A 12751-nucleotide genomic window follows, 5' to 3' on the forward strand; every position below is an offset into this window, starting at 1 on the left:
TCTGTCCCGATCTGGCAAGGGTCAGCCCTGGCCCGCGTGCGTGTGGCCGTGCGCCACCTCCGGCGGGCACGGGCCCGGCCGCGTGCTTACGCGCGCGGCTTCTCCCGCATTTCGAACGTCTCGATCACGTCGTCGATCCGGATGTCGTTGTAGCCGACACCGATACCGCACTCGAAGCCCTCGCGGACCTCGGTCGCGTCATCCTTGAAGCGACGCAGCGACGAGACGGTCAGGTTGTCCGCGACGACGACGCCGTCGCGGATGATCCTGGCCTTGCTGTTGCGGACGATCAGGCCGGAGCGGACCAGCGAACCGGCGACGTTGCCGATCTTCGGCACCTTGAAGACCTCGCGGACCTCCGCCGTGCCCATCTGGACCTCTTCGAACTCGGGCTTGAGCATGCCCTTGAGCGCCGCCTCGATCTCCTCGATCGCCTGGTAGATGACCGAGTAGTAGCGGATGTCGACGCCCTCGCGCTCGGCCAGGTCGCGCGCCCGGGGCTCAGGCCGGACGTTGAAGCCGATGATGACCGCGTTGTCGTCGGCGACGGCCAGGTTGACGTCGTACTCGGTGATGGCGCCGACGGCGCGGTGCAGGACACGGAGCCTGACCTCGTCGCCAACGTCGATCTTGAGCAGAGCGTCTTCCAGGGCCTCGACCGAGCCGGACACGTCACCCTTGATGATGAGCTTGAGCTCGTCGACGCGGCCCTTCTCGAGGTCGCTGAACAGCTCCTCGAGGGTGCGGCGACGGCTCGACTTCGCCATGTCGGCGCTGCGCTTGCGCGCCGCGCGCTGCTGGGCGATCTGGCGGGCCATGCGGTCGTCGGTGACGACGATGAAGTTGTCACCGGCGCTCGGCACGGCCGTCAGGCCCATCACCAGGACGGGACGGGACGGCGTGGCCTCTTCGACCAGCTCGCCGCTGTCGTCGAGCATCGCCCGGACGCGGCCGTAGGCCTCGCCACAGACGATCGAGTCGCCGACGCGCAACGTGCCGCGCTGGACGAGGACGGTCGCGACGGGGCCGCGGCCCTTGTCCAGGTGCGCCTCGATCGCGATGCCCTGGGCGTCCATGGTCGGGTTGGCCCGCAGGTCGAGCTCGGCGTCGGCGGTCAGGATGATCGCCTCGAGGAGCTCGTCGATGCCGGTGCCGTTCTTCGCCGAGATGTCGACGAAGAGCGTCGAGCCTCCGTACTCCTCCGCGACCAGGCCGTACTCGGTGAGCTGGGCCCTGACCTTGTTGGGGTCGGCGCCCTCCTTGTCCACCTTGTTGACCGCGACCACGATCGGCACGTCGGCCGCCTGGGCGTGGTTGAGCGCCTCGATCGTCTGCGGCTTCACGCCGTCGTCGGCCGCGACCACCAGCACCGCGATGTCCGTGGACTTCGCGCCTCGGGCACGCATGGCGGTGAACGCCTCGTGACCGGGGGTGTCGATGAAGGTGATCTTGCGCTCTTCGCCCTCGTGCTCGGTGGCGACCTGGTAGGCACCGATGTGCTGGGTGATGCCACCCGCCTCGCGCGCCACCACGTTGGTCTTGCGGATGGCGTCGAGCAGCTTGGTCTTACCGTGGTCGACGTGACCCATGACGGTCACGACCGGCGGACGCGCGGCCAGGTCGGCCTCGTCGCCGTCGTCCTCGCCGAACTCGATGTCGAAGGCCTCGAGAAGCTCGCGGTCCTCCTCCTCCGGGCTGACGATCTGGATGTTGTAGTCCAGCTCGACGCCGAGCGCCTGCAGGGTGTCCTCGTTGACCGACTGCGTCGCGGTCACCATCTCGCCGAGGTGCAGCATGATCTGCACGAGCGAGGCGGGGTTCGCGCCGATGCGGTCGGCGAAGTCGGACAGCGACGCGCCGCGCGGAAGGCGGATCGTCGCGCCGTTGCCGCGAGCGACCTGCACGCCGCCGATCGCCGGCGCCGACATGTTGTCGAACTCCTGGCGCCTCTGGCGCTTGGACTTGCGACCGCGCGCCGGACGGCCACCGGGACGCCCGAAGGCACCGGCCGTGCCGCCACCGCGACCGCGACCGCCGCCACCGGGACGGCCGGCGAAGCCGCCACCGCCGCCGGGAGCACCCGTGCTGGTGCCGGGACGGCCACCGCCGCCACCCGGACGGCCGGCGAAACCGCCGCCGCCACCCGGACGACCGCCGCCACCGCCGCCGGGACGGCCACCGCCGCCACCGGGACGGCCACCGGGGCCGCCACCCGGACGGCCACCGCCGCCGCCACCACCGGGACCGGCGGGCCGGCCCTGCGGCATCATCATCGGGTTGGGACGCGGTCCACCAGGACGCGGACCACCGGCACCGGGGCCGGGACGCGGACCCGCGGCGCCGGGCGGACCCGGACGCGGACCGCCGGGCGCCGGCCTGCCGCCCTCACGGCTCTGCGGCGGTCGCGGCATCGCTCCGTCGCGCGGCGGACCGTCACGACGCTCACGCTGACCGGGACCGCCACTGTCACGCTGGCCGCCCGGACGCGGCGGACGGGACTGGCCCATGCCGCTGGCGTTGGACGAGAACGGGTTGTTGCCCGGACGGGGACCACGCGGGCCCGGCTTGGGACCGGGGCCGGGGCGCGGACCGCCACCGGGGGAGCCGGCCGGGGCGCCGGGACGCGGAGCACCGCCGGGGGCGCCGCCGCCGGAGGCACCCGGACGGGGCGCGGGGCCCGGCTTGGGGCCGGGACGAGCCGCGGGGCCCGGACGGGGACCCGGCGTCGGGCGCGTGCCCGATCCGGACTCGAAGCGCGCCTGCGGTGCGCCGGACGTCTCGCCGCGCGCGGCCTCGGGCTGCCGCTGCTGCTGCTCGTGAGGCATGGCCACCGGCGGGCGAGGCGTGCCGCTCGCGGGGCTCGCCGGACTCGCGGGGGCCGACGGGGCCGAGGGACCCGCAGGGCCCGGACGCGGACCGGGCTTGGGGCCCGGACCCGGACGCGGGGCCGTGGGGGCCGGCGCCTCGGCGGCGCCGTTGCCGGCCTGGCTCTCGGCCGGCCGGGGGGCAGCCCTGGGCGGCTGCGGCCTGGACGACGATCCGCCGCCCCTGGAGGGCTTGGATACGCCCAAAGCTTCGGTGAGCCGCCGGACGACCGGCGCCTCTATGGTGGAGGACGCCGAACGGACGAACTCCCCCATCTCCTGGAGCTTGGCCATGACGACCTTGCTCTCGACTCCGAACTCCTTAGCGAGCTCGTATACCCGGACCTTCGCCACTGCACTCCCTTACTCGGCCCGGGAGGCTGGCTGTGCCGTCCGGACCGTCGTTACCTTGTGGTCTTCATCGCCGCGTGCTCATCAGGCGCTCATAGCAATCTGACTCCGCCCATCAACTCGGCGTCCTACATGACATTTCGTGGGTCCTCCCCGTCCAGGTGCACTCGCACACGCGAGACGTCAAGCGGCCCCGGCACGCGAAACGCGCGCGGAAACGCTCGGCGACGCTCGGCAAGCTCCAGACAACTCATGGCCGGGTGCAGTGAAGCCCCTCGGCCCGGAAGCCGTCCTCGCAGGTCAAGGACCACATGGTCCCCGACCCGCACCAAGCGGAGCAGCTCGGACTTAGCCGTGCGAACCCTGCAACCCACACAGGTGCGCTGCGGGCCCGCCTGGCCACCATATTCCAGCTTACCGCGTTGACGCATCTACGGAACCGGCGGCATCCTCGGCCTGGGTGTCAGGACGGATGTCAATCCGCCATCCGGTGAGCCTGGCGGCAAGCCGGGCATTCTGCCCTTCCTTGCCGATCGCCAGCGAAAGCTGGTAGTCAGGCACGGTCACCCTCGCCACTCGCCCTTCGAGATCGAGAACCTCGACGTGGGAAACACGCGCGGGTGACAGGGCATTCCCGACGAACTCGCCGGGGTCCTCCGACCAGTCGATGATGTCGATCTTCTCGCCGTGCAGCTCGGTCATCACGTTGCGCACCCGCGACCCCATCGGGCCGATGCACGCGCCCTTCGGGTTGACGCCGGGCTTGCGCGACCTGACGGCGATCTTCGTGCGGTGACCGGCCTCGCGGGCGACCGCGGCGATCTCCACGGTGCCGTCGGCGATCTCCGGCACCTCCAGCGCGAACAGCTTCTTGACCAGGCCCGGGTGCGTGCGCGACAGGGTGACCGAAGGACCCTTGTGGCCCTTCTTCACCTGCACCACGTAGACGCGCAGGCGCTCACCGTGCACGTAGTCCTCGCCGGGCACCTGCTCGTTGTGCGGCAGCACGGCCTCGATCTTGCCGAGGTCGACCAGCACCACGCGCGGGTCCTTGCCCTGCTGGATCACGCCCGAGACCAGCTCGCCCTCACGGCTGGCGAACTCGCCGAAGTTGATCTCGTCCTCGGCGTCGCGCAGCTGCTGCAGGATGACCTGCTTGGCGGTGGTCGCCGCGATCCGGCTGAAGTTGCCCGGTGTGTCGTCGTACTCCCGGACGATCTCGCCGTCCTCGTCCAGCTCGGCCGCCAAGATCGTGACGTGCCCGCTGGTGCGGTCGAGCTGGGCGCGCGCCTTGGGCGCCGCGCCCTCCGTGCGGAAATACGCGATCAGCAGCGCGTCCTCGATGGCCTTGACGACCAGGTCGAAGGAGATGTCCTTCTCCCTCTCCAGGCTGCGCAGGACGCTCATGTCGATGTCCACGAGGCTTCCCCCTTAGCCTTCGTCGCCGTCGACGTCCGCGTACGCGTCGTCCGCGTCGTCGTCGAACCGGCGGAACTCCACCTGCACCCGTCCGCGGGCCAGGTCCTGATAGTCGAGCCGGCGCACATCGCCGTCGACGTCGAGGTCGACGCCGCTCTCGTCGGCCGAGCGCACCCGGCCCTCCAGCACGGTGCCGTCGCGCAGCTCCGCCTTCACCAGCCGCCTGGCGGCGCGGCGCCAGTGGCGCGGCTCCGTCAGCGGGCGGTCGACGCCCGGCGAGGAGACCTCGAGCGTGTAGGCCGCGGGGCCCATCGCGTCGGTCTCGTCGAGGGCCGTTGAGACGGCCTGGCTCACGTCGGCGATGTCGTCGAGGCTCACCCCTCCGTCGCGGTCGACGATCACACGCAGCAGGCGGCGCTTGCCCGCCTGCGTGACCGTGACGTCCTCCAGGTCGAGGCCCTCCGCGCCGACGACGGGCTCAAGGAGCTTCATCAGGTGGTCGCGGGGTGAATCGCTGCCCATATCGACCTCCCCTATTGTCATGTTGCAGCCGGGCGGACCTCGCCTCTGGCTCTCCTGGCTCTCCGCCGCCCGGCCGCTCAGCCAGCGACGACAGTTGACACCCTATCTGTAGGAGGGCGTCCAAAGAGCGCCAGTCGGTGTGGACGCACCAGACGTAGGGCTGAGCGTACGAGCCGGACACTGCGGCGATGTCACGGGGTCCCCCGAAGGGGCGCGGGAGAGAACGTCCCGGGAGACGTCCTCGGGACGGGATGGACGTCCGGGGACACGGTGCAGACGTCCCTGGGCGGCGGACGTGCGCAAACACTCGGCGGGCCCGAGACGGACGGAGACGTCCCCGGAGACGTCCCCGGAGACGCGGAGGACGTCCGGAGACGGGTGGAGACGTCTTTCGGGACGTGGCGGAGACGTCCGGGAGACTCGGCGGCGACGTCAGGAGGCCGGACGGGGCGCCAGAAAGGGCGGCCCTCGCGGCCTTGCCTGACGGCGGGCAGGGGCGCGAGCCCGTACGATGCTTCTTGCGTCCGTAGTCCGGAGGGCTACTCACGTCCCGTCCGCGGCGCGGAGGGCCGTTCAGGTCCTGTCCCGCCCGGAGGGCTCCTCACGTCCAGCCGTGGCCCCGAGGGCTGCGTACGTCCGCGTTCTGGAGGTCTCTTCCCGTGCGCCCTTCCCTGTCCCGGCGAGCCGTGCTGGCGGGCGGAGCGGCCGCGGTGGCGCTCACGGGGTGCAGCGGCGAGTCCGGCGGCACCGGACCGTCGGAGGCGGCCCAGGAGCCGCCGGAGCTGGTCCTCGCGCGGCAGCTCATCGCCGACAAGGAGTATGTGATCGGCCTGTACGCGGCGCTCATCACCAAGGGGGCGAACGCGCTGGCCCCGTTCCGCGACCGGCACCAGGCGCATCTGGCGGAGCTGCGCCGCCGCTTCCCCGCGGCGGCCTCCCCGGCGTCCGGCGCCCCGTCCTCTCCGGGCGCGCCCTCCTCAAGAGGTCCGTCAGGGGGAGCTCCCACGGCCGGGACTCCCACGGCGGGTGCGGCGGCCAAGGTGTCGCTGTCGTCACTGCGGGAGCTGGAACGCAAGGCGTCCGCCCGGCGTGCCCGCGCGCTCTCCGGGATCGCGCCCTCGATGGCCCAGCTGGTCGCCAGCATCGGCGCCTGCGAGGCCGCCCACGCCCTGGCCCTGCCGCGGTCCCTGTGACCGCACGGCAGGCAGCGGGAACGGGCGGCGCAGGCGTGGAGGCGCCGGCGTGCAGGCGGTGGGCGCGCGGTGAGCACGGGACGGACGAACGGCGTGTGCGGTCTGCAGGTGATCCGCCGGGTGCGGGCGGCGTCGCCGGATACGGGCGGCGGGCGTCGTGGTGTGCGGGTGGTCGTGAGAGGTGCGGGTGTGGGAAGGCTCGTGAGAGCGTGAGGTCGTGAGAGCAGCAGGAGGTCCTCGTGAGCGGTGACGCCGAGAGGCTCGGCAAGGCGCTGGCCGCCGAGCACGCCGCCGTCTTCGCGTACGGGCTGATCGGTGCGCGCACCAGCGGGACGCTGCGGTCCAAGGCCACGCGGGCCTTCGACGCGCACCGTGCCCGCCGTGACCAGTTGCGCGCGTTCGTCACGGCCCGGGGCGGGCGGCCCGCCGAGGCCGAGCCGTCCTACTCGCTGCCCCTCGTCCCGTCCACACCCACCGACGCCGTCCGCCTGGCCGTGCAGGTCGAGACCGGTGTGACGGCGGCCTACCTGGAGCTGGTCGCCGCCGACGACCCGGCGCTGCGCAAGTACGCGGCGCTGGCCATGCAGGAGGCGGTGGCGCGTTCGTACGCGTTCCGGCCGGCGATCGGGACGGCGTTCCCGGGCATGCCCGCCGCCGCGCCACCCGCCTCCCCCGGCCCTACGCCCGTCTCCCCGCCGGCATCGCCCTCCGCGCCCACGGGCGGCTAGGCCGCAGGCGGCCGGGTCCACAAAGCGGCTGAGCAGGCGGCGGCCAGGGCCACAGACAGCCGGCCCTGGTCCCAGGCGTGTGGAGCGGCCTGGAGGCGTCTCAGGCGCCGTTCCGCGTCCCGGGGGGCCGTACGGAGCCGGGGTGCGCCCCGGACTGCCGCACGGCCGCCCATGTGCGGGCCCCCGTGCGCCGGGGGCCGAGAGCGGACGGTCAGCCTGTGCAGGCGGCCGTGATGCGGTCGGCGGCCTCGGCGAGCGGGATCTCCGACTTCTCGCCCGAGACCCGGTCGCGCAGCTCCACCACGCCCTGGGTGAGCCCTCGGCCCACCACGACGATGGTCGGCATGCCCAGCAGCTCCGCGTCCTTGAACTTCACCCCGGGCGAAACCCCGGCCCGGTCGTCCACGAGGACGCGCAGGCCACGGGACTCCAGCTCGGCGGCCAGCTCCAGGGCTGCCTCGATCTGGTTCTCCTTGCCGGTGCCGACGATGTGGACGTCGGCCGGGGCGACCTCGCGCGGCCACACCAGGCCGAGCTGGTCGTGGAGCTGCTCGGCGATGACGGCGACGGCGCGGGAGACGCCGATGCCGTAGGAGCCCATGGTGACGCGGATGGGCTTGCCGTCGGGGCCGAGCGCGTCGAGTCCGGCGGCGTCGGCGTACTTGCGGCCGAGCTGGAAGATGTGGCCGATCTCGATGCCGCGGTCGATGGACAGCTCGGAGCCGCACCGGGGGCAGGGGTCGCCGGCGCGCACCTCGGCGGCCTCGATGGTGCCGTCGGGGACGAAGTCGCGGCCGGCCACCACGTGGGCGGCGTGCTTGCCGGGCTCGTTGGCGCCGGTCACCCAGGAGCTGCCGGTGACGACGCGCGGGTCGACGAGGTAGCGGATGCCGAGCTCGCGCAGGACCTGGGGACCGATGTAGCCGCGGACGAGGCCGGGGTGCCGGGCGAAGTCCTCGGCCTCGAAGATCGCCGGCTCACCGGGGGCCAGCGACGCCTCCAGGCGCTTGAAGTCGACCTCGCGGTCGCCGGGGACGCCGACGACGAGGGTCTCGACCTTGTCGGTGCCGGGGGTGGTCACCTTGACGACGACGTTCTTGAGGGTGTCGGCGGCGGTGACGGACAGGCCGTGGTGCTCGTTGACGTACGAGACCAGCGTGTCGATGGTCGGCGTGCCGGGGGTGTCGAGGACCCGCAGCGGCTCCTGGTCCTCGACGGCGCGGGCGGGGGGCGGCGTGGTGGTGACGGCCTCGGCGTTGGCCGCGTAGCCGCACGAGTGGCAGGCGACGAACGTGTCCTCGCCGGTGGGGGTCGGCGCCAGGAACTCCTCGGAGGCCGAGCCGCCCATCGCCCCGGACGTGGCGAACACGATCTTGTAGTCGATGCCGAGCCGGTCGAAGATCCGGATGTAGGTCTCGCGGTGCTGCTCGTAGGAGTGCTTGAGACCGTCGTCGTCCAGGTCGAAGGAGTAGGAGTCCTTCATGAGGAACTCGCGGCCGCGCAGGATGCCGGCGCGGGGCCGCGCCTCGTCGCGGTACTTCGTCTGGATCTGGTAGAGCGTGACCGGGTAGTCCTTGTAGGAGCTGTACTCGCCCTTCACCATGTCGGCGAAGAGCTCCTCGTGGGTGGGCCCGAGGAGGTAGTCGACGCCCTTGCGGTCATGGAGGCGGAACAGCAGGTCGCCGTACTCGGTCCAGCGGCCGGTCGCCTCGTAGTACTCGCGGGGCAGCAGCGCGGGGAAGAGCACCTCCTGGCCGCCCATGCGGTTCATCTCCTCGCGGACGACGCGGGCGACGCTCTCCATCACCATCTTGCCGAGGGGCAGCCACGAGTAGATGCCGGGCGCCACGCGGCGGACGTAGCCGGCGCGGACGAGGAGCTTGTGGCTCGGCACTTCCGCGTCTGCCGGGTCGTCCCGCAGGGTGCGAAGAAACAACGACGACATGCGCAGCGACACGGCTACTCCTTGTTCGGCACGGATACGGAGGACTACAGGCTATCGACTCCGGACCAGGAACCGCTCGGCATAAACCGGCGGCGCCCGGCGCCCTCGTCAGAAGGCGACCCAGAACGGGCCCCACAGCTCGTCCGTGAGCACGATGGTGGCCACCCCCGCGAGCACGCCCGAGATCACGAGCGCGCGCAGCCGGCCGGCGAGGGAGTTGCGCAGGGCGATCACGGCCGCGATGGACAGGCCCCCGACCACGGCCGCGACGGCCGGCCAGAACCCGTCCTCGGCGGCGATGAAGCCGGGTGTGGAGCGGTCCACCACGTCCGCGAGCAGCGCGCCGCCCACGGCGCCCGCCGCGAGGTCGCCCCAGTGGTCCTTCCTGCGGGCCACGTAGGCGAGCAGGCCGAGGCCGACCAGCATGATCAGGGTCCAGTTGAGTCCGGACGCGCTGCCGCCGATGACGTCGAAGGTGAAGTCGCCGCCGTGCAGCGCGCTCGCCCCCATGGCCGCCACCAGCGTCGACACGGCGGCGAGGAACGTGCTCAGCGCCGCCCAGCCGAACCCCTGCGCGGTCACGCCGAGCGCGATGGCCAGGGCCAGGTAGGCGTACGGGTCGTAGAGGTGGCGGAGCCAGGCGGGGCCGCTCTGGGACACGAGCATGCCGACGAGGCCGACGGCCAGCCCCCCGAGGAACGCCGCCAGCACATGCCGTTCGATGCCGCGTTGCCGCCGGTCGTACTCGGCGAAGTCCGCGTAGTCGATCGCCGGCTTCTTCATGTCCATCCCCGGTCATACCTCCCCTGGATCCTCGGGACGGACGACCATAAATGGGTTATGCGGCTGCACTGAAACCGCAAAAACTGGCTGGTCAAGATAAGGCAAACAATCGCTTGGTAGTCTGACGGCCGTGACGGTCACCGACGAGCTTCGCCACGTGGTCCGCTCCTACCTGTCCGGCCGTCCCGGCGCCCCCTGGCAGGCGTTCGCCGGGGAACTGGGGGTCGCGGGGCTGGCCGTCCCGGAGGAGTACGGCGGCGCGGGAGGCGGCCCCGCCGAGGTCGCGGCCGTGGCCGAGGAGCTGGGCCGGGCCCTGTCGCCGTACCCGTTCCTGCAGACGGCGGTGCTCGCCGTGGAGGCGGTCAAGGCGGGCGGCGACGAGGAGGCCATGGCGCGGCTGCTGCCCGTGCTGGCGGGCGGCGGGCGCTCCGCGACCGTGGCGCTGCCCGGCGACGGCGACCTCGACCTGGCGGACGGCCTCCTGTCGGGCACGGTGCCGTACGCCCTGGCGGGCGACCTGGTGCTCGTGTACGCGGGCGGGATGCTGGTGGAGGCCGAGCCGACGCGGCGCGTGCGGCACCGGACGATGGACGAGAGCCGGCCGCTGGAGGAGCTGACCTTCGACCGCGTCCCGGCGCGACGGGCGGGCGACGGCTCGGGCTGGGCGCGCGTGCGCGACCTCAGCGTCGCGGCCCTCGCGGCCGAGCAGACCGGCGGGGCGGCGAGCTGCCTGGAGACGGCCACCGCCTACGCCAAGGAGAGACACCAGTTCGGCCGGCCGATCGGCTCGTTCCAGGCGGTCAAGCACAAGCTGGCGGATCTGCTGCTGCTGGTGGAGTCGGCCCGCTCGGCGGCCCTGGGTGCGGCCGGCGCGGAGAAAGCGGAGGGAGCGGAGGGGGCGGAGCTGGAGGAGGCGGCCGCGATCGCGGGCTCGTACTGCTCGGAGGCGTACCTGACGGCCGCCGGCGAGAACATCCAGATCCACGGCGGCATCGGGGTCACCCTGGAGCATCCCGCGCACCGCTACTTCAAGCGGGCCACCTCCGACGCGCAGTTGTTCGGCCCTCCGCAGGCGCACCGCGCGCGACTGGCCGCCCGCGTCCTCGGCTAGGACCGGTCAGCCGCCGAGGAGCTCCTCCCAGGGGTGGCGGGCGTTGGTGCGGCGCGTGGTGTCGAGCGCCTCGGCCAGCCGCCAGAAGCCCGGCTTGGCCCGTACGCGGGCCGTGCCCATGGGGTCGATGGCGTGCAGCTCGAAGCGGACGCCCATGACGTCGAGCACCGCCGACATCTCGCTGCCGGGGCCGGCGGGCGTGACGTCGCCGGGCACGGCCAGCCGCTCGGCGAGCAGGACGGCCACCTCGGAGGCGAACGGCCCGTCACGCCATTCGAGGTGCCAGCTGTCGTCGGAGCCGCGCCACCAGGTGAGGTCGCGGCAGGACTCGATGAACTCGGCCTCGGTGGCCAGGGCCGCCATGACCCGCCCCAGGGCCTCGTGGCGGCGCGCGCCGTCGGGAGTGAGGTCGCCCTCTTCCTTCGCCCGCCGCAGCGCGTGCTTTCGCCTCACGAGCATCCACTTTGATCGCGACCGCGCCCTTCCCGCAAGTGTTTCGCGCTGGTAGTCTCTACCAAGCGAGCGCTTGGTTTACTACTTTCGCCGGAGGCGCGATGACGTCCCTACGGATCAGCCTGGGGTACGAGCTGGAGGTCCGCGGGCGCTCCCGCGAGGTCGAGCAACAGGCGTTCCAGAACGTGATCGAGCAGGTCGTGCTCGGCGACGAGCTGGGATTCGACACCGCGTGGTTCGTGGAGCACCACTTCACCAGGGGCTTCTCCCACTCCTCCGCCCCCGACCTCGTGCTGGCCGCCGTCTCGCAGCGGACCGAGCGCATCCACCTCGGGCTGGGCGTCGTGCTGCTGCCGTTCCAGTCGCCCATCCGGACGGCCGAACGGATCGCCACGCTGGACGTGGTCAGCGGCGGGCGGGTGGAGTTCGGCACCGGGCGCGGCGCCTCCCCGCTGGAGTACCAGGCCTTCCAGCGCCCGTTCGAGAAGTCGCGCCAGATCTGGGAGGACTGCCTGGAGGCCACGCTGGCCATCTGGCGGGCCGACGGCGAGCCGGTCAGCCGCTCCAACGAGTTCTTCGAGATCCCCGACGTGGCCGTCTACCCCCGTCCCGCCCAGGTGCCGCATCCGCCGGTCTGGGTGGCCTCCACGTCCCTGGACGGCTACCTCGCGGCGGCCAGGCACGGCTACAACCTGCTCGGCATGACCATGCTCAAGGGCATCGACGACGTGGCCACCGACATAGCCCGCTACCGGGAGGCGCTGGCCGAGGCGGGGTTCGACCCGGCCACGCGGCGGGTCGCGCTGATGATCCCCTGGTACGTCGGCCCCACCAGGGACGAGGCCGCCGCGACGGCCGCCGACGCCGTCCTGTGGTACATCCGCCGCCAGGTCAACCTCGTCACCCCGCCGGACTACTACGACGCGCGCCACGCCACCCACCGGGTGCTGGGCCAGCTCGCGGCCGGGATGCCGCCCGAGGAGGCGATGGCCACGTTGCGCGAGCACCTGATGGTGGTGGTCGACGACGTGGAGGGGTCGCGCAAGGCGCTGACCCGCATCGCGGAGGCGGGCGCCACGGACCTCATCCTGCAGTGCCAGGTCGGCGGCCTCGCCCACGAGCACGTGACCTCGTCCATGCGGCGGTTCATGGACGAGGTGGCGTCATGACCGCCGGGGCGGGCGCGGCGGCGTACCGCTGGCTCACCCGTGACGACCTCGGCGCGGCCGGGGCCGCCGCCACCGGGCTGCTCCACGTGCCGCCCGACGCCTCCGGCGTCTTCCCGCTCTCCGCTCCGGCGCGCTCGGCGTACCGCAGCCGGTACGGGAACCGGTCGATGCAGATCACCCGGTCCGCGCCGAGCAGGAACGCGCTGGCCACGG

At 72.6% G+C, this 12751-nt stretch carries 11 protein-coding genes and 1 pseudogene; 5 read left to right on the forward strand and 7 right to left on the reverse strand.

Annotation, left to right across the window (positions count from 1 at the left end):
- Window positions 1–86: 86 nt before the first annotated feature.
- The 4 genes from infB to rimP form a co-directional block, all read right to left on the reverse strand.
- On the reverse strand, window positions 87–3218 hold the full coding sequence (gene infB / locus ABZS51_RS40450) for a translation initiation factor IF-2 (protein ID WP_355453006.1): 3132 nt from the start codon (window positions 3216–3218) through the stop codon (window positions 87–89).
- Between the two features lie 125 nt (window positions 3219–3343).
- Complete coding sequence (locus ABZS51_RS40455) at window positions 3344–3646, reverse strand: YlxR family protein (RefSeq protein WP_310717404.1); 303 nt, start codon at window positions 3644–3646, stop codon at window positions 3344–3346.
- Window positions 3630–4634 (reverse strand): transcription termination factor NusA, encoded by a 1005-nt coding sequence (gene nusA, locus ABZS51_RS40460; protein WP_310717405.1) that lies wholly within the window; start codon window positions 4632–4634, stop codon window positions 3630–3632. Before nusA ends, ABZS51_RS40455 begins: the two co-directional genes overlap by 17 nt.
- A gap of 12 nt (window positions 4635–4646) precedes the next feature.
- Window positions 4647–5156: a ribosome maturation factor RimP gene (gene rimP / locus ABZS51_RS40465; RefSeq protein ID WP_355453010.1), complete on the reverse strand. Its 510-nt coding sequence runs from the start codon at window positions 5154–5156 to the stop codon at window positions 4647–4649.
- Between the two features lie 659 nt (window positions 5157–5815).
- Between rimP and ABZS51_RS40470 the strand changes: the two genes are divergently transcribed.
- Window positions 5816–6349, forward strand: a complete 534-nt coding sequence (locus tag ABZS51_RS40470) for a hypothetical protein (RefSeq protein WP_355453013.1) — start codon at window positions 5816–5818, stop codon at window positions 6347–6349.
- A gap of 239 nt (window positions 6350–6588) precedes the next feature.
- Window positions 6589–7077, forward strand: coding sequence for a ferritin-like domain-containing protein (locus ABZS51_RS40475; protein WP_355453016.1), 489 nt, complete (start codon window positions 6589–6591; stop codon window positions 7075–7077).
- A gap of 211 nt (window positions 7078–7288) precedes the next feature.
- On the opposite strand, the gene ABZS51_RS40480 is transcribed toward ABZS51_RS40475, so the two are convergent.
- Window positions 7289–9034, reverse strand: a complete 1746-nt coding sequence (locus tag ABZS51_RS40480; protein ID WP_355453019.1) for a proline--tRNA ligase — start codon at window positions 9032–9034, stop codon at window positions 7289–7291.
- 96 nt (window positions 9035–9130) lie between these two features.
- Complete coding sequence (locus ABZS51_RS40485) at window positions 9131–9805, reverse strand: hypothetical protein (RefSeq protein WP_355453022.1); 675 nt, start codon at window positions 9803–9805, stop codon at window positions 9131–9133.
- 130 nt (window positions 9806–9935) lie between these two features.
- Between ABZS51_RS40485 and ABZS51_RS40490 the strand changes: the two genes are divergently transcribed.
- Entirely contained in the window at window positions 9936–10916 is a 981-nt protein-coding gene (locus ABZS51_RS40490; RefSeq protein ID WP_355453025.1) for an acyl-CoA dehydrogenase family protein, read from the forward strand.
- Window positions 10917–10922: 6 nt separating this feature from the next.
- Here the strand turns inward: ABZS51_RS40490 and ABZS51_RS40495 are convergent, their stop codons facing one another.
- Window positions 10923–11375, reverse strand: coding sequence for a hypothetical protein (locus ABZS51_RS40495; protein ID WP_355453028.1), 453 nt, complete (start codon window positions 11373–11375; stop codon window positions 10923–10925).
- Between the two features lie 95 nt (window positions 11376–11470).
- On the opposite strand from ABZS51_RS40495, the gene ABZS51_RS40500 reads away from it, so the two are divergent.
- Window positions 11471–12538 (forward strand): LLM class flavin-dependent oxidoreductase, encoded by a 1068-nt coding sequence (locus tag ABZS51_RS40500; RefSeq protein WP_355453031.1) that lies wholly within the window; start codon window positions 11471–11473, stop codon window positions 12536–12538.
- A pseudogene (locus ABZS51_RS40505) lies at window positions 12535–12751 on the forward strand (hypothetical protein); the annotation flags it as partial. The gene ABZS51_RS40500 and the pseudogene ABZS51_RS40505, both read left to right, overlap by 4 nt.

The sequence above is a fragment of the Nonomuraea sp. NPDC005501 genome, from assembly GCF_040605905.1.
Lineage (GTDB): Bacteria > Actinomycetota > Actinomycetes > Streptosporangiales > Streptosporangiaceae > Nonomuraea.

What these genes read in the sequence shown, in the direction of transcription:
- ABZS51_RS40485 (WP_355453022.1), bottom strand. Translation starts at nt 9,805, where the DNA reads ATGAAGAAGCCGGCGATCGACTACGCGGACTTCGCCGAGTACGACCGG.
- ABZS51_RS40495 (WP_355453028.1), bottom strand. Translation starts at nt 11,375, where the DNA reads ATGCTCGTGAGGCGAAAGCACGCGCTGCGGCGGGCGAAGGAAGAGGGC.
- ABZS51_RS40455 (WP_310717404.1), bottom strand. Translation starts at nt 3,646, where the DNA reads ATGCGTCAACGCGGTAAGCTGGAATATGGTGGCCAGGCGGGCCCGCAG.
- ABZS51_RS40500 (WP_355453031.1), top strand. Translation starts at nt 11,471, where the DNA reads ATGACGTCCCTACGGATCAGCCTGGGGTACGAGCTGGAGGTCCGCGGG.
- rimP (WP_355453010.1), bottom strand. Translation starts at nt 5,156, where the DNA reads ATGGGCAGCGATTCACCCCGCGACCACCTGATGAAGCTCCTTGAGCCC.